This window comes from Rhizobium sp. 268 (assembly GCF_036571585.1).
GTDB classification, from domain to species: Bacteria; Pseudomonadota; Alphaproteobacteria; order Rhizobiales; family Rhizobiaceae; genus Rhizobium; species Rhizobium redzepovicii.
Window position 1 is genome coordinate 1 of the sequence record NZ_JAPPSO010000022.1, and the last position, 20525, is coordinate 20525.

The window sequence follows — 20525 nt, forward strand, 5'->3', positions numbered from 1 at the left end:
CAGGTCGCCGACTACGGCCTCGTCGCCGATCTGTTCGAAGCCCTGCCGGAACTGGAAAAGGCGCTCTAATGCAGGTCGCGCAAAGACCGAAAGCGCGAGAAGCGAATCCGAAAGATCACGACGCGCTTCAAACGCCTCAAATGCTTTTCTTTCGCACTTGCGAATGACTGGAAAATTATCTTTTATCGGGCTACTACTGCTGCCGGGCGATCCTTCGTCCGGCAGCATTGCTAAAAAATGCGGCAGCGCGGGGGCAGATGCCGTGCGGGGGTTTGGAGATGAATGCGGTGTTGAAGAATATTGGTATTATCGGTGCCGGCCAGATGGGCTGCGGCATCGCGCATGTTTCGGCCGCCGCAGGTTACAGGGTTCACATCTACGATCTCTCACAGGATCGCATCGAGTCTGGCCTTGCCACCATCAACGGCAACCTGGCTCGTCTGGTGACGAACAGCAAGATGACCGAAGAGGAGCGCAAGTCGACCCTGTCGCTCATCACGGGCTCGTCCGATGTCAATGATCTCGCACCCTCCGATCTCGTCATCGAGGCCGCCACCGAGGATGAAACGGTCAAGCGCAAGATCTATGCGCAGGTTTGTCCAGTCCTGAAGCCGGAAGCGCTGCTTGCCACCAACACCTCTTCCCTTTCAATCACCCGGCTTGCTGCCGCCACCGACCGCCCCGAACGCTTCATGGGCATTCATTTCATGAACCCGGTGCCGGTGATGAAGCTGGTCGAACTGGTGCGCGGCATCGCCACCGATGAGAAGACCTTCTCGGCCGCCAAGGAATTCGTCGGCACGCTGGAAAAGACCATCACTGTCGCCGAGGATTTCCCGGCCTTCATCGTCAACCGCATCCTGCTGCCGATGATCAACGAGGCGATCTACACGCTCTATGAAGGCGTCGGCACGGTCGACGCCATCGACACGGCGATGAAACTCGGCGCCAACCATCCGATGGGACCGCTGCAGCTTGCCGATTTCATCGGCCTCGACACCTGCCTTTCGATTATGCAGGTGCTGCATGACGGCCTGGCGGACTCGAAATACCGCCCCTGCCCGCTACTGGTGAAATATGTCGAGGCCGGCTGGCTCGGGCGCAAGTCCGGCCGCGGCTTCTACGACTATCGCGGCGAAGTGCCGGTCCCGACACGGTAAGTAAGCAGGCATTATCAGAACGGGCGAATAGACCGGACGCCCGTGAAATGCTTTCCTTGCCGTGAATGGGAGGAAACGCCATGTCGACCGAAACACCGATGTTCCTGCTGCAATGCTGCGTCCTTATCGGAATTGCCGGCGTTTTCCTGATCAGAGGCGATGGCGACTCCTGACTGATATCCTTACGATCCGATCGCACCCTTGATGAGAGTCTTGGCGTCCTCGCTGTCCCAGGCGGCGGGTCCGTTCATGGCGGAGATCAGGCAGCCCTTGTCGTCGATCAGCAGCGTCACCGGCAGCCCCATGGCGAGCCCCTCTTTCTTCAGGCTGTTGAACACCGCAATCGTTTTGTCGCGATAGAGCTGCAGCGCATCGACGCCGGTCTCGGCCAGGAAGGTCTTCGGCTTGTCGTCGTCGCCGCTGTCGATATTGACGGGCACGACCTGGAACTTGTCGCTGCCCATCTCCTTTTCGAGCGCGTTCAGCGCCGGCATCTCCTCGCGGCAGGGAACGCACCATGTCGCCCAGAGATTGAGGAGCACGGTCTTGCCGGCAAAATGATCGAGCGTCAGCGGCTTGCCGTCCGGCCCGTTGAAGGAGACCGCCGTCAGCTTGCGCGGCTCATAGGCGGCGACCATGGCGGCCACCTGCCCCTTCATCAGCGGTGTAACGCTGGCGATGCGATCCCGGGCCAGCTTGCATTCGACAGACGCCGTCTCACCGCCGCCATTGCCAATCCCCGTCTCCTTCACGTATACCGCAGCCGCACCGGCAACGACGCCCGCGACGGCGGCTATCGCGATCCATTTCACGGATGGCAGCCCGAGGGATTTCTTTGTCGTCATTTCATTCTCCAGGACATGCATTCAAGGCGGGCACCTTCATGGCCGACACCACGGATACCAAATCTTCAAACCAGATGTGGGGCGGGCGTTTCGCCTCCGGCCCGGACGCGATCATGGAGGAGATAAATGCCTCGATCGGTTTCGACAAGAAGCTTTTCGCGCAGGACATCCGCGGTTCGATCGCCCACGCGACCATGCTCGCCCATCAGGGGATCATATCGGCCGAGGATAAGGACAAGATCGTTCACGGGCTAAACACGATCCTGTCAGAAATCGAGAGCGGCAATTTCGAATTTTCGCGCCGGCTCGAAGACATCCATATGAATATCGAAGCGCGTCTGGCGACGCTGATCGGACCGCCAGCCGGCCGGCTGCATACCGCCCGCTCGCGCAACGACCAGGTCGCGCTCGACTTCCGCCTCTGGGTGAAGGAAGAACTCGAGAAGACCGAGAAGATGCTGACCGGCCTGATCGCCGCCTTTCTCGACCGCGCCGAAGAGCATGCCGAAAGCGTCATGCCGGGCTTCACCCATCTGCAGGCCGCCCAGCCCGTGACCTTCGGCCATCACTGCATGGCCTACGTCGAAATGTTCGGCCGCGACCGCTCACGCGTGCGCCACGCCATCGAGCATCTGGACGAAAGCCCGATCGGCGCGGCGGCCCTTGCAGGCACCGGTTATCCGATCGACCGCCATATGACTGCCAAGGCGCTGGGCTTCCGCGAGCCGACCCGCAACTCCATCGATACGGTCTCCGACCGCGACTTCGCCATCGAGTTCCTGTCGATCGCCGCGATATCCGGCATGCACCTGTCGCGTCTCGCCGAAGAGATCGTCATCTGGTCGACCCCGCAATTCGGTTTCGTGCGCCTCTCCGATGCCTTCTCGACTGGCTCCTCGATCATGCCGCAGAAGAAGAACCCGGATGCGGCTGAGCTGGTGCGCGCCAAGACCGGCCGCATCAACGGTTCGCTGGTGGCGCTGCTGACGATCATGAAGGGCCTGCCGCTCGCCTATTCCAAGGACATGCAGGAAGACAAGGAACAGGTCTTCGACGCGGCCGAGAGCTTGGAACTGGCGATCGCCGCCATGACCGGTATGGTGCGCGACATGACCGTCAACACCGCGCGCATGAAGGCTGCGGCCGGCTCAGGCTTCTCGACGGCAACCGACCTTGCCGACTGGCTGGTGCGCGAAGCGGGCCTACCCTTCCGCGATGCCCATCACGTCACCGGCCGGGCCGTGGCGCTTGCCGAAAGCAAGGGCTGCGATCTTGCCGAACTGCCGCTCGCCGACCTGCAGGCGATCCATTCCGCGATCACCGACAAGGTCTACGACGTGCTGACTGTCGAAGCCTCGGTCGCCAGCCGCAAGAGCTTCGGCGGTACCGCACCCTCTGAGGTGCGCAAGCAGATCGCTTTCTGGCGCGCCCGCAACTGAGGAATATCACGCGGCGCAAGCCGCCGCGGCCTTGGCGCACAGGCGGAAAGACCGTCCAACAATCAGGGTGCACAAGGCGGATAAACTTCGCTATGACAATGTCCATCAGAATGCCGCCGAAGAGGATATCCATGCAGAAGAGCTTGCCGCATCTCATCCGCCTGACGGCGGTTCTCGCCGTCATCGGCCTTGCCGTTGCCGGATGCGGGCGCAAGGGCGATCTCGATCCGCCGAGTGCTGCGGCAACCAAGGAAGGTGACGTTTCCAAGCCGACAAAACAGCCGGGAACCGTCGATAAGCCCTTCCTTCTCGATCCCCTTCTTTAAGGCATAAGCCCGTGAACCATTTCGAGTACCGCGACGGCGTCCTGCATGCCGAAAACGTCCCCGTTCCCGAGATCGCCAAGGCGGTCGGCACGCCCTTCTACGTCTATTCCACCGCGACGCTGGAGCGCCATTACCGGGTCTTCTCCGAGGCCTTCGCCGATATGGACTCCATGGTCTGTTACGCGATGAAGGCGAATTCGAACCAGGCCGTGCTGAAGACACTTGGCCGCCTCGGCGCCGGCATCGACGTCGTCTCCGAAGGCGAGCTGCGCCGCGCGCTCGCCGCCGGCATCTCGGCCAGCCGCATCATGTTTTCAGGTGTCGGCAAGACGCCGCAGGAAATGGATTTCGCTCTCGAGGCAGGCATCTACTGCTTCAATGTCGAATCCGAGCCTGAGCTCGAAATCCTCAACCAGCGTGCCGTCAGCGCGGGCAAGAAAGCGCCGGTCTCCTTCCGCATCAATCCCGATGTCGATGCAAAAACACATTCGAAGATCTCGACCGGCAAGAAGGAAAACAAGTTCGGCATCTCCTGGGAGCGTGCCCGCGCCATCTATGCCCATGCCGCCAAGCTGCCGGGCATCGAGGTCACCGGCATCGACATGCATATCGGCAGCCAGATCACCGAGCTGCAGCCCTTCGACGACGCCTTCAAGCTGCTGCACGACCTTGTCGCGACGCTGCGCGCCGACGGCCACACGATCGACCATGTCGATATCGGCGGCGGCCTCGGAATTCCCTATAAGGACGACAACAATCCGCCGCCGCTGCCGGACGCTTATGCGGCGATCGTCAAGAACCAGCTGCGCGGCCTCAACTGCAAGATCATCACCGAGCCCGGCCGCCTGATCGTCGGCAATGCCGGCATCCTGGTGACCGAAGTCCTCTATGTGAAGGATGGCGGCGAGAAGACCTTCGTCATCGTCGACGGCGCGATGAACGATCTGATCCGCCCGACCCTCTACGAGGCCTATCATGAGATCCGCCCGGTGACGATTTCGGCGGCGAACGCCCCGCGCATCCGCGCCGACGTGGTCGGCCCCGTCTGCGAGACCGGCGATTACCTGGCACTCGACCGCGAGATGGCGACGCCGAAGCCCGGCGACCTGATCGCCGTCAGCACGGCCGGCGCCTATGGCGCGGTGCAGGCCGGCACCTATAACAGCCGGCTGCTGGTGCCCGAGGTTCTGGTCAAAGGCAGCGATTTCCATACGATTCGCCCGCGCAGAACCTATGCCGAACTGATCGGCCTCGACTCCGTTCCTGCCTGGCTCGACTGAAGCAGCCATCACTTTTTGGCGAATAAACGTGAAAAGCCGGTATTGCCGGCCGCTCGCCCTCGCCTTCGCCACAAAGAGTGTTATCCTTGTCAGTCATGAGCGTATTGCCCTGCAATCGCCGGAAGCGCCCTCTGTTCCAGAACGCCAGATCGCGGAGACCGGACCGATGACAAGCCCCTCAAGGCAGAGGAAAGGTGCGTTTGCGCTCCGCCCCTCGCTTGCCCGGCTGGTGACGACAAAACGCCTGCTGGCGCGCGTGGTGCTGTTTTTCGAGCAGTTGCTTCCGCCCTTGATGTCGGTCCTGGCAGTCATCGCCTTTTACCTCGCAGCCTCTTGGTTCGGCCTCTTCCGCAGTGTGCCGGACTGGCTGCGCATCCTGCTGCTGATCGCCTTTGCCGCTGCTTTTCTCGTCTCACTGCTGCCCTTGCGCAATCTGCGCTGGCCGGGGGTCGCCGAAGCCGACCGCATGCTGGAAGAGCGCAACGGCCTGCCGCACCAGCCGGTGACCGTCCAGGAAGACGAGCCGGCCTTCGATACGCCCTTCGCCCGCGCGCTCTGGCGCGAGCACCAGACCCGCATGGCCGAAAAGATCGCAGCCCTCGATGCTGGACTGCCGCGGCCGGATATCGCCGCGCATGACCGTTTTGCCCTGCGCGCCGTGCCTGCGCTGCTGCTGGTCACCGCTTTCGCCTATTCGCTGTCGATCAACGGCGGCTCGCTCGGCGACGCGTTTCAGGCCGCGCCCGAACAGGTGGTCGTCGATCCGGCGGTGCGCATCGACGCCTGGGTGACCCCGCCCTCCTATACCGGCCGCGCCCCGGTCTACTTGACCGCTGACGGCAGCGAGCAGGCGCCGATTGGCATTCCGCAGTTCTCAGGCCTCACCGTTCGTGTCAGCGGCGGAAAGACCACCGAAAAGGTCGTGTTCCGCAAGGCGAACGGCCAGGCGCAGGATATCGCCGTGCAGGCGGATACCAAGCCGCGGCAGGCGGCGGCAGGCAGCGAACCGCCGAAGACGACGCCGGCCGGTGAAGCGCCCACCAGCCAGGCACTGGTCGCTCAGACGCATGTGATGAAGCTGGAAGAAAATGGCGCCCTCGAAGTCAACGGCCGCCGCTGGAGCTTCGATGTCCTCCCCGACAAGGCGCCGGAGATCGCCTTCGACGGGCTGCCGAAGCCCAGCGTCAACGGCGCGCTTGAAATCGGCTTTACCGTCAAGGACGATTACGGCGTTCAGGAAGCGCATGCGGAGATCGTCCCGGTCGACACCGATCCGACTGCGACGCCGCTCTATCCTTTGCCGGAATACCGGCTGGATATTCCCCGCCGCAACGCCCGCGACGCCAAGGGCGTGACCAGCCGCAACCTGACCGAACATCCGCTCGCCGGCAAGCGCGTGCGCGTGACGCTCGTCGCCAAGGATGGCGCCGGTCAGACCGGCCGCAGCCCGCCGCATGAGATGGTCCTGCCGTCGCGGCCCTTCAACGAGCCGCTTGCTGCGGCCGTCGCCGAGGAGCGGCAGGTTTTCGCGCTCGACACCCGCAAGATGCCGCAGGCAATCGCGCTGAACGAGGCGCTGACCATCCGTCCCGAGGAGACCATCCCCAAGCTCACCAATTATCTGCTGCTGGAATCCGCCTTGACGCGCATGAAGCTTGCAAGGGGCGAGGAGGCGCTGAAGGATACGGCTCAGTATCTCTGGGAGATCGCTCTCGGCATGGAGGACGGCGATCTTTCGCTTGCCGAGCGCAAGCTGCGCGAGGCCCAACAGAAACTTGCCGACGCATTGGACCGCAACGCGCCGGACGAGGAAATCAAGAAGCTGATGGATGAGCTGCGCAAGGCAATGCAGGACTACATGACCGAGCTTGCCCAACGCATGCAGAACGCGCCGATGCAGCCGAACCAGAACGCCCAGAACATCCTGCGCCAGCAGGATCTGGAACGGATGATGGACCAGATCGAAAATCTCGCCCGCTCTGGCAATCGCGACGCAGCCCAGCAGATGCTGTCGGAATTGCAGCGCATGATGAACAATCTGCAGGCCGGCAGGCCGCAGCGCGGCCAGCAGAGCCAGGAAAACAGCGAAGCCCGCAAGCAGATCGACAAGCTCGGCGAGATCCTGCGCGACCAGCAGAAGCTGATGGAACAGACCTTCCGTCTCGATCAGCAGCTCCGGGACCGCATGCAGCGCGGCGAACCCGACATGGGCGAAAACGATCCGCTGCTCGATGAGATGAACCCTGGCGAGAACGGCGAGCCGCAGGATCAGCAACAGGGCCAGCAAGGCAAGGACGGCCAGCAGCCCTCCGACCAGATGACCGCCGAGCAGTTGCGTGAGGCGCTGAAACAGCTGCGCGCCCAGCAGGATGCGCTCGGCAAGCAGCTCGGCGAATTGCAGAAGAGCCTCGGCGAGTTGGGCATGAAGCCCGGCCCCGGTTTCGGCCAGGCGCAACGCGAGATGGAGGGTGCAGGCCGTGAGCTTGGCCAGGGCCGCGGCCAGCCGGCCATCGAGGGCCAGGGCCGCGCGCTCGAAGCGCTTCGCCAGGGCGCCCGCGACATGATGAACCAGATGATGCAGGCCCAGCAGGGCCAGCAGGGCCAAGGTCCGAACGGTCAGGTCGGTCAGGGGGATCAGAACGGCCGTGATCCGCTCGGCCGTCCGCGTCGCGTCCAGGGGCCGGATTTCGGCGACGACGTGAAGGTGCCCGACGAGATCGACGTTCAGCGCGCCCGGGAAATCCTCGACGCGATCCGCGAAAAGCTCGGCAATAATCCGCCGCAGGAAATGGAACGGCGGTATCTCGAACGGTTGCTGGATATTCAGTAGGCCTTACGCCGCCGTATAATCGATCGGCGGCGTGTTAAACCTGTGTCACGTAAAAAATATGCATGACGCCGCCCGAAACCCATTCAGGCGTTTCGGCGGTATGCTTCTCAGGCGACGAGCGCCCGGGCGACTGCTTTGCGAATATCGGGAAGCGCGAAAGGTTTCGCGACGACGTCGATGATCTTTTCGGCAAGATCGTCGGCCCGTTCGCGCTGCTCGGCATAGCCGGTCATCAACAGGATCTTCAGGCCGGGAAAGGCGTCTTTTGCCTGGTGGGCGAGTTCGATGCCGTCCATTACGGGCATGCGGATATCTGAAAGCAGCAGATCGTAGGCCCCGTCCCTCAGCTTCTCCAGTCCCTCGGCGCCATCAGCCGCTTCATCGGTCTCGTGACCGTCGAGCCTGAGCGCCCGGGCTACGAAAGACCGCAGGGAGTCCTCGTCTTCCGTAATCAGAATTCTTGCCATATGTGCATTGCTCCGTCTTCAGCCCACGACGGAAATCACCAGACTTTCCTTTTCGATCGGTAAAGATGTCGAAGCGATGGACGGAATGGTTAACAACCCGTCTCGACAGCGCCAGCTCAGGCGTCGCCGGTGACCACGCCGACGAAGGGCAGTTCGCGAAAGGCGTAAGCCACATCCATGCCGTAGCCGACGACGAAATAGTCGGGGCATTCGAAGCCGACATAATCGGCCTCCAGCTTTTCCTTGCGCTTGACACGCTTGTCGAGCAGCACGGCAATGGTGACGTTGCGCGCACCGCGCTCGAACAGCAGTTCCTTGGCAAAAAGTAGGGTGCGGCCGGATTCGAGGATATCGTCGATCAGCAGGACGTCGCGGCCATGGACGTCGCTGTCGATATCCTTGACGATGCGCACGCCCTGCGAGACCGTGCCAATGCCATAGCTCGACAGGGTGATGAACTCGACCTCCGGGGCAAGCCCGCTATCATGCAGGGCGCGGATCAGGTCGGCGGCGAAGATGAACGAACCCTTGAGCACGGCGATGACGAGCAGGTCCTTGGTCGGCCCGTTGGCGATCTCCCGCGCCATCGAATGATTGCGCTCGGCGATCTGCTCGGCAGTGAAGAGCGGCTCGATATTTTTTCCGCGCACGACAGGCATAAGGGCTTGCTCCATGAAAAGAAGGGTAAGCCGTTAGCACATATGCGAGCTTGAAACAGCCTCGTCAGCCATGAAATTAACGGTATTGGCGTGACTTGCGGGGGAAAGCCAGCCATTCCGTGTCAAGTCGCTCTCTACGGCAGGAACGACAGCCTGACTTCCGGCAGTTTTCCACCGGCATGCTGGACGCGTGCCGAGAAGCCCCGGCTCTGGCCGCCATAGATGACATCGGAGGGCGGATTGATGACAATGCTTGCGGTCAGTCGCTCGTCGGTCACAAGATCGGCGCGGATCGGATGCACCGTCTGCGTCGTGCCGCTGTCGTTTTCGATGATGCCGTTGATCACGAGCACCCGCATGCCGTTCGCGTCACGCGGCGCCACCGTCACATGGGTGAAGTGTAGCGGCGCTCCGGAATAGGCCGGCTCGGCGGAAAAGCCGGAGAAGCCGCCCGCAAGCCCGAAGACGAGTACGGCGAGCGCCAGCACCAAGCCTGCGAAGCTCCGAATCGACGCCCGCTGCAGGAAAACTTCCACGTCGCGCAGAACAGTTGCCATCGCCGGTGTCTGCGGCGGCTGTGCTGCCTGTGCTTGCGCCGCGCGCCGGCGGTTGTCGTTATAGGTCCTCGCAGTGAATTCCTTCGGGCGGACTTTGCCGAGCGTGACGAATTCCGCGTCGGAAATATCGGCGGGACGCGCGGCCCGGTACTTTCGGGCTGCAGGTTCCGGCGGCAGGAAATCATAGGCCTGGCCTGGCGCCCGGCGGCTGAAGGAGGATGCTTCCATGGTGGCTGCCTCGCAGATGTCCACATGGTTTCGCTGCCGGGGACAATCTTGGCATTGAAACGAATCCTGCTCAGTCGTAAATTTTAATGGTTAATGCTTCGCAAAGATCGCCATCAAACGGGCGTCTTTCCGGCAAAATTTACCGGCTGTTAACGGTGTTGGTTAACAAGTCACGCGGTGAAACCCACAACAGACTGAGCTGCCCGTTGATCCACTTCGAGAATGTCGGTTTGCGCTATGGCATGGGCCCGGAAATCCTCCGGGACCTGACCTTCGACATTCCGAAGAAATCCTTTCAGTTCCTGACGGGCCCATCGGGCGCCGGCAAGACGTCGCTGCTGCGGCTGCTCTTCATGTCGCTGCAGCCGACGCGCGGCCTGATCCGCATGTTCGGGCGCGACATTTCCGAAATCCCCCGCCCCGAACTGCCACTGCTGCGCCGCCGCGTCGGCATCGTCTTCCAGGATTTCCGTCTGCTCGATCATCTCACCACCTATGAGAATGTGGCTTTGCCCTTACGGGTGCGCGGCAAGGATGAGAGTTCCTACAAGACCGACGTCCTGGAACTGTTGAAATGGGTGGGCCTCGGCGAACGCATCAACGTGCTGCCGCCGGTGCTCTCCGGCGGCGAGAAACAGCGCGCCGCAATCGCCCGGGCGCTGATGGACCGGCCGGAAGTGCTGCTTGCCGACGAACCCACAGGCAATGTCGACCCGCCGATGGCCAAGCGCCTGCTCAATCTTTTCCTTGAGCTGAACCGCCTCGGCACAGCCGTTGTGATCGCCACGCATGACCTGGCGCTGATGGAACAGGTGGAAGCCCGCCGTATGATCCTCTCGGGGGGGCATCTCGATATCTATGACTGAGCCTCCATCCAGAAACCCGGACAAGGCGCCGGCCAAGACTGAGCAGAAGCGGCCGGAAATGCGCGTGCGCCCGACGGCGCCGATCCTGCCGCCGTCCAACATCCAGGGCAGCGCCTTGATGGTGGTGATATCGATCATGGCCTTTCTCGCCTGCCTGACGCTCGGCGGCGTCAGCATGGTCCGCTCGACGGCGGCGAGCTGGGAGAGCCAGATCTCCCGCGAGATCACCATCCAGATCAAGCCGGACGACAATCTCGACATGGAAAAGGCGCTGACTCAGGCGCGTGACCTGGCGCTGACCTTCGTCGGCACCAAGAGCGGCCAGATCGTCGACGAGGCGGCCACCGCCCGCCTGCTCGAACCCTGGCTCGGCCCCGGTCTCGATCTCAAGGACCTGCCCGTTCCCCGCCTCGTCATCATCACCATCGACGAGAGCAATCCGCCGGATTTCGATTCCATGCGGGCGCTGCTGAAAGACAGTATTCCGCAGGCCACCCTCGACGATCACCGCACCTGGGTCGACCGGCTGGTGTCCATGGCCCATACGACCGTGATGATCGGCACCGGCATCCTGCTCCTGGTCTTCTCGGCGATGGTGCTGACCGTCGTCTTCGCCACGCGCGGCGCGCTGTCGGGCAACCGCCACATCGTCGAAGTTCTGCACTTCGTCGGCGCCGAAAGCTCCTTCGTCGCCACCGAATTTCAGAAGCATTTCCTGAAGATCAGCCTCAAGGGCTCGGCGATCGGCAGCGCCCTTGCCGCTCTCTTCTTCGCCACCGCCGGCTTTTGGCAGAGCCGCACGCTGGCCACCCCGGAAACCGATCAGGCGACGGCACTGTTCGGCACCTTCTCCGTCGGCGTGCTCGGTTATGCCGGCATCTTCGCAACGATGATCGTCATTGCCCTTCTGACGACCTTCACCGCGCGCCTGACCGTCATGCGGACGATCTATGAAATCGATACATTGCGCTCGGACCCGACACGCACCGACGGCATTGCGAGTTGATCGTGACCATGCCGTTTTGTGATGAAAGCGTCTGTTCCGCGCCGCAATCAGCGTATAGTCACGATTCATGACGATGGGAGATACGACACCCAACCCGATTCATCAGGACCCGGGGCTTGACCGCCCGGTGGCGTTGCCGCCGCGGCGCGGGCTGATCCGGCGCCTGTTGCGCTGGGGCGGTTTTGCCTGCGTGCTGGCGATCGCGCTGGTGTTCGGCGGTTTCCTGCGTTTTGCCGATTCGGTCACGACGCTGAAGCCGCCGGCCGAGCCGAAGGCCGATGCGATCGTCGTGCTGACGGGCGGCTACCAGCGCATCGACCAGGCCGTGGAACTGCTGCAGAAAGGCGCCGGCAAGCGCTTGCTCATCTCCGGCGTCCACCCGACGACGACCCCGGCGCAAATCCGCAGGATGACGCAGGGTTCGGCCGATCTTTTCTCCTGCTGTGTCGATATCGGCTACGATGCGATCGACACGATTGGCAATGCCGAAGAAGCTTCGAACTGGATCCACGCCAAGGGATATCGCAGCGTTCTGATCGTCACCAACAACTACCACATGCCGCGCAGCCTTGCCGAACTCTCCTATGTCGACCCCGATATCGAGTTCATCGCTTACCCTGTGGTCAATTCGGATTTGAAGAGCCGAAACTGGTTCACCGACCCGAATGCAATGCGCGTCATGCTGGCCGAATATGCCAAAGTGCTGTTGACCGGCGCCCGCAACATCACCGGCTTCGGCCGCCACACAGGGCTGCGCTCGGCCAGCGCTACCGCCCAGCAATAGAGCGCCGCGTCCGACTCACTTCCGGCTTTTGCATCAAGGCGGAATCAAACGCTTTTTATGACGGGCAATATCGTGTAGGCCGGTCGCGTGAGCATGCCTCGGGAAAGTTTCATGATCGCCCTGCGTTCCGTCCTCTTCAACATGATCTTCTACGCCAACCTCATCATCAGGATGATCGTGCTCTCGCCCTATTATTTCCTGGCGCCGCGCCTGACCGCCTATGCGATCCCGAAAAACTGGGCGCGCTCCAACCATTGGCTGATGCGGGTGATCGTCGGCACCACCTTCGAGATCGAAGGCTTGGAGAACCTGCCGGAAGGCAGCTATATCCTGGCGCCGAAGCACCAGTCCTTCTGGGATACCTATGCCCTGCTGCCCTGGCTGAAAGACCCGGTCTACATTCTCAAGCGCGAACTGATGTGGATTCCGCTGTTCGGCTGGTATGCCAAGAAGCAGCGGGTAATCCCGGTCGATCGCGGAGCCCGCGGCAAGGTGATGGTGGAGGTGCTGAAGCGCACGAAGGAAGAGCTTTCGACCGGCCGCCAGCTGATCATCTATCCCGAGGGCACCCGCCGTCCGCCGGGCGCCGAGCCGGTCTATAAATACGGCATCGCTCGCATGTATCGCGATCTCGCCATCCCCGTGGTGCCGATCGTCATGCATCCCGGACTGTTCTGGCCGCGCCGGAGCATTCGTCGTTATCCCGGCCATTTCAAGGTGAGAATCCTGCCGCCGATCATGCCGGGAATGGATCCGGACGCGTTTTTCGCCCATCTGATCGAGGTATCGGAGCGGGCAAGCGACGAGCTTCTGCTCGAAACCGTCGAGGCTAACCCGCATGTGCCGCTGCCGCCGACTGCGGTCGAAAGGGTAGCGGAGCTTCGTAAGCTGAAGGCGGCGACCGCCTGAAGTCACACGGCGCGCAGCCGCTCCACTTCGCCGACGACCTGTTCAAGCCAATGGTCGCGAATGCCCATCTGCCGCAGATGCGCCAGCGTGTTGAAGACATAGGCGTCGTTGGGGCCTGACTGACCCTTGGCCTCGTTCACCACCCGCGCCGCCGCAAGCGCGTCGAGCGTGCCGGCATATTGCTCGTGGTCGCGATCAGCGATGTAAGTCACCGCCTCCATCCGGCGCCGGCCGGCAAGCTGCAGCTGCACCCGGCGCTCCAGGTAGACATTGGTCACCAGCTCGCGGGCGCGGAGATAATCGATCACCTCATCCCATTTTTCCGGGGAAATGCGGAACGCCATGCCGCGGCAGGCGCCGCCCCTGTCGAGGCCGAGAACCAGGCCCGGATTGTCGCGCGTGCCGCGATGGACGAAGGAGCGGACGCAGAGCGAGCGCCTGTAGCCGTAGATCAGAGCCTCTGCCCGCTCCGTGAATTCGAAGCCCGGATTCCACATCAGCGAACCGTAGCCAAATACCCAAAATTCGTCCATATCGCACGCCAGACCGGAATCACATTTGCGATTCACCATTGGAGAACATCATGGCAGCGTCAAGCCAATCCGGTAGCAGCCAATCCGGCAGCGGTAAGAAATTCTGGCTGCTGGGCGGCGGCATCCTCCTGGTGATCGCGCTTTATACCGGCGGCTGGTTCTATGCGGCCTCGGCGTTGAAGACCACGGTGCTGAAGGCGATCGCGCCGCGCGATCAGGCAGGCGTCAGCGGCGAATGCTCCGATATCGAATTCCGCGGCTATCCTTTCCGTATTGGGCTGTTCTGCTCGAAGATCGATGTCGACGACACTGCCAACGGCGTCTCCGCCACCTTTGGCGCGTTGCGTTCGGCAGCCCAGGTCTATGCGCCCGGCAATATCGTCTGGGAGCTCGATTCGCCGGCTGAAATCCGCACCAGCAACGGCCTTTCGATCTCGGCCCAATGGGCAAATCTGCAGGCGAGTCTGGCGACCAAACTGCAGGGCATCAATCGCAGCTCGACCGTGATCGAGGGCCTGAAGGCGACCGCGGTTTCCTCCTATACTGGCCAGACCATCAGCTTCGATGCGGCTCGCACCGAGATCCATCTGCGCCAGAACGGGGCCGATCTGGACGGCGCAATCTCCGTGCAGGATGCGAATACGGCGATCAAGGACTGGCCGCAGATCTTCCCGAAATTCTCTGCCAGCGTCGATCTGACCATCGCCGGCAAGGCCGGCCTGATCGACGGCAGCGACCCGAGCGGCCTCAATGGTGCCGCCGGCGAACTGCGCCGCATCGTCGCCGACATCGGCGACGGCAAGGTGATGACGCTTACCGGTCCCTTCTCCGTCGACGAGCACGGTCTGCTCTCGGGAAAATTCAAGCTGGAGATCGAACAGCTCGGCCCCTGGGGCGACAGCCTGAAACAGGCCTTCCCGGATATCGCCCCGACGGTCAAGACGGCGACGAAGCTACTGCAGTCGCTGGCCGGCGGCAAGGACAAGGTCTCCGTCGATCTCGTTGTCGATCGCGGCAACGCCACCGTCAGCGGCTTCATCCCGCTCGGCCGGATTCCGCCGATCTAATGCATGTCGCCCGGAAGCGTGCAGCGGTCCCGGACAACGACATGCAATACAAAGGGCTAAAGCGCATCGCATGAATCAAATTTGATGCGACGCTCTTTAGTCAAGTTTCTTGAGGAAGAAGATTTCCGGCACCGTCTGGATGCCGGGCAGCTCGATCGATCCGGTTTCGGAAAAACCGTTGCGGCGATGCCAGTCCTGTGGACGGCTTTCGTCGCATTCACTCGATGTCATCAGCAGACGCGCGCCGCTCTCACGCATCTCACCTTCCCAGGCGCGATAAAGCGCCGTACCGACACCGGACCGGCGATGGCCTTCCTGCACACGGATCATTTCCAGATAGGGAATCCTGCCCCAGAAGCGGGAAAACCGCAGGAAGCCGACAATCTCACCTTGTTCGCGGGCGACGAAGTATTCGCCGAGATCGATACAGCGCAAGACCCACTGTTTGCCCACATGATCGTCCTCGCGAAACAGCCAGTCCTTGTCGGTTAGGCCGGGCTTCGCGATTTCCACCATCGCTATTTCTTTTCCAGTGGATGCGGCCGGCCGAAATCGGGTGCATCCACATCCTGGCCTGCCTGAACGATCGAGCGACGGATGGCGCGGGTACGGGTGAAGAGTTCGAAAATCTTGTCGCCTTCGCCCCAGCGGATCGCGCGCTGCAAATAGGCGAGATCTTCCGAGAAACGCGCCAGCATTTCCAGGATCGCATCGCGATTGTGCAGGCAGACATCGCGCCACATGGTCGGGTCGGAGGCCGCAAGGCGGGTGAAATCGCGAAATCCGGACGCAGAATACTTGATGACTTCCGATTCCGTCACGGTCTCCAGATCGTCGGCCGTGCCGACGATATTGTAGGCTATCAGATGCGGCAGATGAGAGACGATCGCCAGCACCTTGTCGTGATGCTGCGCATCCATTTCATCGACTTTGGAGCCGAGCGTCTCCCAGAAGCCACGCAGCCGTTTCAGTGCTGTTTCATCGGTGCCTGCGACCGGCGTGAAGATGCACCAGCGGCTTTCGAAAAGACCGGGAAAGCCGGCATCCGGGCCGGATTTTTCGGTGCCGGCCAGTGGATGGCCGGGAATGAAATGCACACCGGCCGGAATATGCGGCTGCATCTGCGCGATGACCGAGGCCTTGGTGGAGCCGACATCGGTGACGATCGCTCCGGGCTTCAAGCTTGCCGCGATCTCTTTCGCCACACTTTCCGAAGCGCCGACCGGCACCGAGACAATCACCAGATCGGCACCCTCGACCGCATCCGCCGAAGAGGTCGTGTAGCGGTCACCGAGGCCAAGCTCTTCGGCACGCTTCAGCGTTTCGGGGCTGCGAGTGGCGACGACGATCTCTCTGGCGAGGCCGAGCCGCCGGATATCGTGGGCGAGCGAAGAGCCGATCAGGCCGATGCCGATCAGCGCGATACGATCGAACTGCACGTTCATGCCTTGTGTCCCATGAATTCGGTGAGTGCGGCGATGACGCCGCGGTTGGCCTCTTCGGGGCCGATGCTCATGCGCAGCGCATTGGAAAAGCCGTAGCTGCGCACGGCGCGCAGAATGTAACCGCGGCTAGTCAGCAGATCGTCGGCATCGGCGGCGCGCTTGCCTTCGATCTCGGGGAAATGAATGAGGACGAAATTGGCGACCGACGGCGTCACCTTCAGACCGATCTTTTCGAGTGCCTGGGTAAGCGTTTCCACCCACATCTGGTTGAAAGAGATGGCCTGCTGGACGAAGGCCTGGTCGCGGATGGCCGCGGCCCCGGCGGCGATTGCCGGCGCGTTCAGATTGAAGGGCCCGCGCACGCGGTTCACCGCGTCGACGATCTCGGCCGGCGCATACATCCAGCCGACGCGCAGCGCCGCCAGTCCGTAGGCCTTCGAGAAGGTGCGGGTCATCACCACGTTGGCATTGGAAGACACGACCTCGATGCCGGCTTCATAATCGTTGCGGCGCACATATTCGGCGTAAGCCGCATCGAGCACCAGGACGACATGTTTCGGCAGCCCGGCCTGCAGGCGGCGGATCTCGCTGACCGGAACATAGGTGCCTGTCGGATTGCCGGGATTGGCGATGAAGACGATCTTCGTCTTCCCCGTCACCGCGGCAAGGATCGCATCGACATCGACGGTGTGATCCTTTTCCCTGACGACGACAGGCGTGGCCCCGGCGCCCTGGATCTGGATCTTGTAGACGAGGAAACCGTGCTCGGTGATGATGCCCTCGTCGCCAGCGCCGAGATAGACATGGCAGAGCAGGCCGAGCAGCTCGTCGGAACCGTTGCCGCAGAGGATGTTTGCCGGGTTGAGGCCGTGCACGGCGGCGATCGCCTCGCGCAATTCCACCGCCTGCCCGTCGGGATAACGCCCCAGATGGTTGGCAGCCGCCTTGCAGGCTTCGATCGCCTTCGGGCTGGCGCCGAGCGGCGTTTCGTTGGACGAAAGCTTGTAGACCCGGGCAACTCCCGGCGCATGTTCCTTGCCCGGCACATAGGATGCGATATCGAGAATACCGGGACGCGGAACGGGCTTGCTCATCTCAACGCTCATGGGTCGACCTTGGAATTGCCGGAAATGACCACGTGGCATTAAAGCGGAATGCCGTTCTTGTCGAGAGCCGGGAGGGCGTCAGCGATTGCGTGTGGTCGGCACGCCATGGGGTGCCAGAACCGGCACGAAGACGCGGCGTGAGGCGCGTGCGGCAACCGGCAGCCCCTGATAGAGCCGCTTCTGCGCCTCGACGATGATGACGCCCGAGAAGGCCGGCCACAGGGTCCGCCCGATCCGCTCGAAGGCGCGTCGAAGCCGCAGGATGGTCCTGAGCTTCGAGGGCGGGAAGAACAGCGCTTCGGCCGTCGCGCCGGGGGTGAAATTCGTCTCGCGCAGCAGAGCCGTCAACTGCCCGCGGGAATAGGGCCGGCCCGAGCCAAACGGCGTATGTTCCATCCGCGCCCAGACGCCGCGCCGGTTCGGCACGACGATGACAAGCCGTCCGCCCGGCGCCAGCACCCGCCAGAGTTCCTTCAGCGTCTCGCGCGGGCTTTCGGCAAATTCCAGCGAATGCACCATCAGCACCCGATCGATCGAGGAATCCGGCAGCGGCAATTCCTCGTCGAAGACCAGTGTTGTCGACGAGAGCGAGCCCATCGGCCAGTTTACCGCGCCCTGCCCGGCCGGCATGAAGGCGAAGGTCCGCTCGGTGTCGGCCTGGAAGCGGTCGAGGAAGGGCACGGCGTAGCCGAGGCCGACCAGCCGCTCCTGCGGCAGCCGCACCCAGAGCGACGACAACGCCATGGCGATCGACTGCTCGGCAAGACGCCCGAGCTCGGAGTGGTAGAACTGGCGTAGGTCGACGATATCGGCGTGCATTGCGACAAATGTTATCAGCGGGCGGTTGGACTTCAAGGCCGGACCCTCTACATTTCCGCGAGACTCGCATGACAAGGGACTATTGCACGATGAAACCTTTGGAATTGGACGTTTTTCTCTGCCGCACCGACAATTTCGGCGTTCTCGTCCACGACCCGGAAACAGGATTTACCGCAGCGATCGACGCGCCGGAGGAGGCGCCGATGCTGGAAGCGGCGACACGCCGCGGCTGGAAGATTACCCATATCTTCACCACCCACCACCACACCGACCATGTCGCTGCCAATCTGGCGCTGAAGGAGCAGTTCGGCTGCGAGATTATCGGCCCGATCAACGAAGCCATTGCCATTCCCGGCCTCGACCGGACGATGGCCGATGGCGACAGCTTCCTTTTCGGCGATCACACGATCAACGTCATCGAGACACCCGGCCACACCGCCGGCCATATCTGCTATCACTTCGTCGACGACAAGCTGCTCTTTGCCGCCGACACGCTGTTTGCCCTCGGCTGCGGCCGGCTGTTCGAACGTCCCGCCGCCGACATGTGGCATTCGCTGCAGAAGCTTGCCGTGCTGCCCGATGAGACCGCCATCTATTTCGGCCACGAATACACTTTGTCCAACGCCCGCTTCGCACTGACAGTCGACCCCAGCAACGAACGGCTGAAGGGCCGTGCCGCCGAGATCGAGGCCTTGCGCGCCGACGGCAAATTCACCATTCCGACGACGCTGGGCCTGGAAAAGGAAACCAACCCGTTCCTGCGCGCCGCCGATCCGGCGATCCGCCGCAATCTGCTGATGGAAGGCAAGACCAATGAGGAAGTCTTTGCCGAAATTCGCAAGCGCAAGGACAATTTCTGATGTCGCCTGACGACATCATCCGCGAACTCGGCATGCAGCCGCATCCGGAAGGCGGCTGGTACGCTGAGACCTTCCGCGATACGGCGGGCGGAGAACGCGGCCATTCGACGGCGATCTATTACCTCCTGACCGAAGGGCAGCGCTCGCACTGGCATCGCGTCCACGACGCGGTGGAGGTCTGGCATTATTACGCCGGCGCGCCGCTCTCGCTGCACCGCTCTGCAGACGGAACGACAAGCGAGACCCTGACGCTCGGAACAAACCTGGCGGCCGGCGAACGGCCGCAGGCGATCGTTCCCGCTAATTGGTGGCAAGCGGCCGAAAGCCTCGGCGATTTTACCCTGGTGGGATGCACCGTCTCACCCGGCTTCGAATTTTCGAGCTTCGAGATGGCGCCAGCAGGCTGGACGCCCGGCGGCTGAGCTCATTCCGCCGCCGCAGGCTGCACTTGAGTTTTGCGGCGGAACATATCCCGAGCAGCCAGCGCCGCGCCGCCGGTGACGAGCAGGCAGGCAAGCGCGATGCGCCAGCTCGGCTCGGCAAAGCCGAACAGCGTCAGGATCAGCGTCGACAGCAGCGGTGCGGCATAACTGGCCGCGCCGAGGATCTGGATATCACCGTTCTTGACGCCGTGGTCCCAGGCGTAGAAGGCGGCACCGACCGGTAGGAGCCCGAGCTCGGCGACGGCGAGCCATTCAAAAGGCGTGGCCGGCCAGACGGTCGTCTCCAGGCCGAGATGGCAGATGAGCGACAGGATCGAGGTTGCCAGGCAGAAGCCGGTGACGACATCGGTGGAGACGGCGTCGAAGCGCCGGGTCAGCAGCGAATAACCGGACCAGGTGAAGGCGCAGAGGAAAGCGGCGGCGTAACCGACGGAATAGGCGCCGTTGAAATCGATGCCGTTGCGGCCGACGATCAGGAAGGTGCCGCAAAGCCCGGCAAGGGCGCCGGCTACATGATACCAGCGCAGCCGCTCGCCCGGCAGCAGCGCCGAGCCGACGACGATCAGCAGCGGCCAGAGATAGGCGATCAGCCCCGCCTCCACCGCCGGTGCGTTCCTGAGCGCGGTAAAATAGAGGAAATGATAGCCGAACAACCCTGAGATGCCGATGATCCAGACCTTGGCCGGCTGCTTCAGCAGTGCCAGCCGCGCCGGGTTGGCGACAAGCACGGCGAGGCCGGGAAGGCTGCCGATCGCAAAGCAGACGGCCGAAAGCTGGAACGGCGGCATCTTACCGGAAGCGGCCGTAAACAGCGCCAGGAACGACCACATCAGGATCGCGGTAAAACCGATCAATGTCGCGCGAAGTTTCACCCGTCCCCCTTTGACGGAGGCATG

General features: G+C 62.5%; 23 protein-coding genes. 12 read left to right on the forward strand and 11 right to left on the reverse strand.

Annotated elements, in window-relative coordinates; all coding sequences use genetic code 11:
* Positions 1-228: hypothetical protein (locus tag OS035_RS29625; RefSeq protein ID WP_331814564.1), on the reverse strand; the 228-nt coding region annotated here is incomplete at its 3' end.
* A gap of 50 nt (positions 229-278) precedes the next feature.
* Between OS035_RS29625 and OS035_RS29630 the strand changes: the two genes are divergently transcribed.
* Positions 279-1160, forward strand: a complete 882-nt coding sequence (locus tag OS035_RS29630) for a 3-hydroxybutyryl-CoA dehydrogenase (protein WP_003589968.1) — start codon at positions 279-281, stop codon at positions 1158-1160.
* A 182-nt stretch (positions 1161-1342) separates the two neighbouring features.
* On the opposite strand, the gene tlpA is transcribed toward OS035_RS29630, so the two are convergent.
* Positions 1343-2005: a thiol:disulfide interchange protein TlpA gene (gene tlpA, locus OS035_RS29635; protein WP_097629652.1), complete on the reverse strand. Its 663-nt coding sequence runs from the start codon at positions 2003-2005 to the stop codon at positions 1343-1345.
* Between the two features lie 38 nt (positions 2006-2043).
* Here tlpA and argH point away from each other — a divergent pair, with 38 nt between their 5' ends.
* From argH to OS035_RS29655, 4 genes are all read left to right on the forward strand, one after another.
* On the forward strand, positions 2044-3444 hold the full coding sequence (argH, locus tag OS035_RS29640; RefSeq protein WP_097629651.1) for an argininosuccinate lyase: 1401 nt from the start codon (positions 2044-2046) through the stop codon (positions 3442-3444).
* 131 nt (positions 3445-3575) lie between these two features.
* A complete protein-coding gene (lptM, locus tag OS035_RS29645) occupies positions 3576-3770 on the forward strand; it encodes an LPS translocon maturation chaperone LptM (protein WP_003582619.1) in 195 nt (64 codons plus the stop codon).
* 11 nt (positions 3771-3781) lie between these two features.
* Positions 3782-5050, forward strand: a complete 1269-nt coding sequence (gene lysA, locus OS035_RS29650; RefSeq protein ID WP_097629650.1) for a diaminopimelate decarboxylase — start codon at positions 3782-3784, stop codon at positions 5048-5050.
* 166 nt (positions 5051-5216) lie between these two features.
* Positions 5217-7880: a TIGR02302 family protein gene (locus tag OS035_RS29655; RefSeq protein WP_097629649.1), complete on the forward strand. Its 2664-nt coding sequence runs from the start codon at positions 5217-5219 to the stop codon at positions 7878-7880.
* 107 nt (positions 7881-7987) lie between these two features.
* Here OS035_RS29655 and OS035_RS29660 read toward each other — a convergent pair whose 3' ends face one another.
* The 3 genes from OS035_RS29660 to OS035_RS29670 form a co-directional block, all read right to left on the reverse strand.
* Positions 7988-8347, reverse strand: a complete 360-nt coding sequence (locus tag OS035_RS29660; RefSeq protein WP_003567048.1) for a response regulator — start codon at positions 8345-8347, stop codon at positions 7988-7990.
* Between the two features lie 116 nt (positions 8348-8463).
* A complete protein-coding gene (gene hpt / locus OS035_RS29665; protein ID WP_003567049.1) occupies positions 8464-9006 on the reverse strand; it encodes a hypoxanthine phosphoribosyltransferase in 543 nt (180 codons plus the stop codon).
* Between the two features lie 134 nt (positions 9007-9140).
* Positions 9141-9791, reverse strand: coding sequence for a hypothetical protein (locus OS035_RS29670; RefSeq protein WP_131711806.1), 651 nt, complete (start codon positions 9789-9791; stop codon positions 9141-9143).
* A 206-nt stretch (positions 9792-9997) separates the two neighbouring features.
* Here OS035_RS29670 and ftsE point away from each other — a divergent pair, with 206 nt between their 5' ends.
* The 4 genes from ftsE to OS035_RS29690 all read left to right on the forward strand — a co-directional run bounded on the left by ftsE (position 9998) and on the right by OS035_RS29690 (position 13356).
* A complete protein-coding gene (gene ftsE, locus OS035_RS29675) occupies positions 9998-10657 on the forward strand; it encodes a cell division ATP-binding protein FtsE (protein ID WP_003567051.1) in 660 nt (219 codons plus the stop codon).
* Positions 10650-11663 carry a cell division protein FtsX gene (locus OS035_RS29680; protein ID WP_097629648.1) on the forward strand — a complete coding sequence of 338 codons (1014 nt, stop codon included), beginning with the start codon at positions 10650-10652 and terminating at the stop codon, positions 11661-11663. The genes ftsE and OS035_RS29680 overlap by 8 nt, the downstream gene beginning before the upstream one ends.
* Positions 11664-11730: 67 nt before the next feature.
* The gene (locus OS035_RS29685) at positions 11731-12447 is read left to right on the forward strand and encodes a YdcF family protein (RefSeq protein WP_097629647.1); all 717 of its coding nucleotides are present in this window, start codon (positions 11731-11733) and stop codon (positions 12445-12447) included.
* A 111-nt stretch (positions 12448-12558) separates the two neighbouring features.
* On the forward strand, positions 12559-13356 hold the full coding sequence (locus tag OS035_RS29690) for a lysophospholipid acyltransferase family protein (protein ID WP_097629646.1): 798 nt from the start codon (positions 12559-12561) through the stop codon (positions 13354-13356).
* A 2-nt stretch (positions 13357-13358) separates the two neighbouring features.
* Here the strand turns inward: OS035_RS29690 and OS035_RS29695 are convergent, their stop codons facing one another.
* Positions 13359-13889, reverse strand: a complete 531-nt coding sequence (locus OS035_RS29695) for a gamma-glutamylcyclotransferase (RefSeq protein ID WP_097629645.1) — start codon at positions 13887-13889, stop codon at positions 13359-13361.
* Positions 13890-13939: 50 nt separating this feature from the next.
* On the opposite strand from OS035_RS29695, the gene OS035_RS29700 reads away from it, so the two are divergent.
* Complete coding sequence (locus tag OS035_RS29700; RefSeq protein ID WP_097629644.1) at positions 13940-14956, forward strand: DUF2125 domain-containing protein; 1017 nt, start codon at positions 13940-13942, stop codon at positions 14954-14956.
* A gap of 96 nt (positions 14957-15052) precedes the next feature.
* Here OS035_RS29700 and OS035_RS29705 read toward each other — a convergent pair whose 3' ends face one another.
* From OS035_RS29705 to OS035_RS29720, 4 genes are all read right to left on the reverse strand, one after another.
* Positions 15053-15472, reverse strand: coding sequence for a GNAT family N-acetyltransferase (locus OS035_RS29705; protein WP_097629643.1), 420 nt, complete (start codon positions 15470-15472; stop codon positions 15053-15055).
* Between the two features lie 2 nt (positions 15473-15474).
* Positions 15475-16401 (reverse strand): prephenate/arogenate dehydrogenase family protein, encoded by a 927-nt coding sequence (locus OS035_RS29710; protein WP_097629642.1) that lies wholly within the window; start codon positions 16399-16401, stop codon positions 15475-15477.
* Positions 16398-17495, reverse strand: coding sequence for a histidinol-phosphate transaminase (gene hisC, locus OS035_RS29715; RefSeq protein ID WP_179867196.1), 1098 nt, complete (start codon positions 17493-17495; stop codon positions 16398-16400). The genes OS035_RS29710 and hisC overlap by 4 nt, the downstream gene beginning before the upstream one ends.
* A gap of 90 nt (positions 17496-17585) precedes the next feature.
* The gene (locus OS035_RS29720) at positions 17586-18362 is read right to left on the reverse strand and encodes a class I SAM-dependent methyltransferase (protein WP_003589943.1); all 777 of its coding nucleotides are present in this window, start codon (positions 18360-18362) and stop codon (positions 17586-17588) included.
* A gap of 53 nt (positions 18363-18415) precedes the next feature.
* Here OS035_RS29720 and gloB point away from each other — a divergent pair, with 53 nt between their 5' ends.
* Together gloB and OS035_RS29730 are read left to right on the forward strand one after the other, a co-directional pair.
* Positions 18416-19186 (forward strand): hydroxyacylglutathione hydrolase, encoded by a 771-nt coding sequence (gene gloB / locus OS035_RS29725; RefSeq protein ID WP_097629655.1) that lies wholly within the window; start codon positions 18416-18418, stop codon positions 19184-19186.
* Entirely contained in the window at positions 19186-19608 is a 423-nt protein-coding gene (locus OS035_RS29730; protein WP_097629640.1) for a cupin domain-containing protein, read from the forward strand. The genes gloB and OS035_RS29730 overlap by 1 nt, the downstream gene beginning before the upstream one ends.
* A gap of 2 nt (positions 19609-19610) precedes the next feature.
* Here OS035_RS29730 and yddG read toward each other — a convergent pair whose 3' ends face one another.
* On the reverse strand, positions 19611-20501 hold the full coding sequence (gene yddG, locus OS035_RS29735) for an aromatic amino acid exporter YddG (protein WP_183778328.1): 891 nt from the start codon (positions 20499-20501) through the stop codon (positions 19611-19613).
* Positions 20502-20525: the final 24 nt, after the last annotated feature.

What these genes read in the sequence shown, in the direction of transcription:
- OS035_RS29690 (WP_097629646.1), top strand. Translation starts at nt 12,559, where the DNA reads ATGATCGCCCTGCGTTCCGTCCTCTTCAACATGATCTTCTACGCCAAC.
- hisC (WP_179867196.1), bottom strand. Translation starts at nt 17,495, where the DNA reads ATGAGCAAGCCCGTTCCGCGTCCCGGTATTCTCGATATCGCATCCTAT.
- OS035_RS29700 (WP_097629644.1), top strand. Translation starts at nt 13,940, where the DNA reads ATGGCAGCGTCAAGCCAATCCGGTAGCAGCCAATCCGGCAGCGGTAAG.
- OS035_RS29660 (WP_003567048.1), bottom strand. Translation starts at nt 8,347, where the DNA reads ATGGCAAGAATTCTGATTACGGAAGACGAGGACTCCCTGCGGTCTTTC.
- OS035_RS29630 (WP_003589968.1), top strand. Translation starts at nt 279, where the DNA reads ATGAATGCGGTGTTGAAGAATATTGGTATTATCGGTGCCGGCCAGATG.
- OS035_RS29695 (WP_097629645.1), bottom strand. Translation starts at nt 13,889, where the DNA reads ATGGACGAATTTTGGGTATTTGGCTACGGTTCGCTGATGTGGAATCCG.
- hpt (WP_003567049.1), bottom strand. Translation starts at nt 9,006, where the DNA reads ATGCCTGTCGTGCGCGGAAAAAATATCGAGCCGCTCTTCACTGCCGAG.
- OS035_RS29680 (WP_097629648.1), top strand. Translation starts at nt 10,650, where the DNA reads ATGACTGAGCCTCCATCCAGAAACCCGGACAAGGCGCCGGCCAAGACT.
- OS035_RS29655 (WP_097629649.1), top strand. Translation starts at nt 5,217, where the DNA reads ATGACAAGCCCCTCAAGGCAGAGGAAAGGTGCGTTTGCGCTCCGCCCC.
- OS035_RS29685 (WP_097629647.1), top strand. Translation starts at nt 11,731, where the DNA reads ATGACGATGGGAGATACGACACCCAACCCGATTCATCAGGACCCGGGG.
- OS035_RS29705 (WP_097629643.1), bottom strand. Translation starts at nt 15,472, where the DNA reads ATGGTGGAAATCGCGAAGCCCGGCCTAACCGACAAGGACTGGCTGTTT.
- OS035_RS29730 (WP_097629640.1), top strand. Translation starts at nt 19,186, where the DNA reads ATGTCGCCTGACGACATCATCCGCGAACTCGGCATGCAGCCGCATCCG.
- argH (WP_097629651.1), top strand. Translation starts at nt 2,044, where the DNA reads ATGGCCGACACCACGGATACCAAATCTTCAAACCAGATGTGGGGCGGG.
- gloB (WP_097629655.1), top strand. Translation starts at nt 18,416, where the DNA reads ATGAAACCTTTGGAATTGGACGTTTTTCTCTGCCGCACCGACAATTTC.
- OS035_RS29670 (WP_131711806.1), bottom strand. Translation starts at nt 9,791, where the DNA reads ATGGAAGCATCCTCCTTCAGCCGCCGGGCGCCAGGCCAGGCCTATGAT.
- OS035_RS29710 (WP_097629642.1), bottom strand. Translation starts at nt 16,401, where the DNA reads ATGAACGTGCAGTTCGATCGTATCGCGCTGATCGGCATCGGCCTGATC.
- tlpA (WP_097629652.1), bottom strand. Translation starts at nt 2,005, where the DNA reads ATGACGACAAAGAAATCCCTCGGGCTGCCATCCGTGAAATGGATCGCG.
- lptM (WP_003582619.1), top strand. Translation starts at nt 3,576, where the DNA reads ATGCAGAAGAGCTTGCCGCATCTCATCCGCCTGACGGCGGTTCTCGCC.